Annotated in this window: 1 protein-coding gene; it reads left to right on the forward strand. The window is 40.9% G+C overall.

Annotated elements, in window-relative coordinates; translation table 11 throughout:
• Positions 1 to 62: 62 nt before the first annotated feature.
• A partial coding sequence (locus R7P74_RS25715; RefSeq protein WP_318123476.1) for a GGDEF domain-containing protein occupies positions 63 to 828 on the forward strand: 766 nt, incomplete at its 3' end.

Genomic DNA, 828 nt, shown 5'->3' on the forward strand with positions numbered 1-828 from the left:
TGGTATTTCAGGTTGCGGCATGGTGACTTGATATAGACTCGTTGATATTGGGAGTAGTAACGTTGAATTCATTTCGTTGGGACATCTATTTTGAAACAGGAATCGAAGATGTTGACGATCAACACCAGTATCTCGTTGAGTTTATTAATAAGTACGGCAAACTTTTGACGCGAAACACGATTTCTATAGCGGATATTCAGAGCGCGTTATTTGAACTCTCTCGTTACGCCGAATTTCACTTCAAAGAAGAGGAAAATTTAATGAGAGGAGTGGGGATTCATCACGAGCATCTCCAAAAGCATATTCAAGTACATCGCACTTTTATGGGCGATATTGTCAGCATGCAAAGTTTTATTAACGAAGATAATCGGCAATCAGCGGAGCAGTTATTGGATTTTCTCATTCATTGGTTGGCGTACCACATTCTTGGCATCGATCAAAATATGGCGAAACAGATCAAAGCCATCGAACGAGGCGTTTCTCCTTTAGAAGCTTATCGCGAACAAGAGCAACAAGCTAACGCGTCTACCGAGCCATTACTAGAAGCACTCAATGCGCTGTTTTCTCAAGTGTCCGAACGTAATCGTGATCTCTTAAAACTCAATTTGGAATTAGAAGAAAAAGTAGAAGCAAGAACGAACCAGTTGTTAACGGCAAATAAGCAGCTGGAAGCGCTGTCATTAACGGACTCATTAACTCAACTTCCTAATCGACGCAGTGCAATCAAAACGTTGAAAAAGCTTTGGGATGACACGGAGCACAAAACACTGCCTTTGGTTTGTATCATGATTGATGCGGATTATTTTAAACAAGTCAATGACACGTGTG

The organism is Vibrio sp. 2033, from assembly GCF_033339735.1.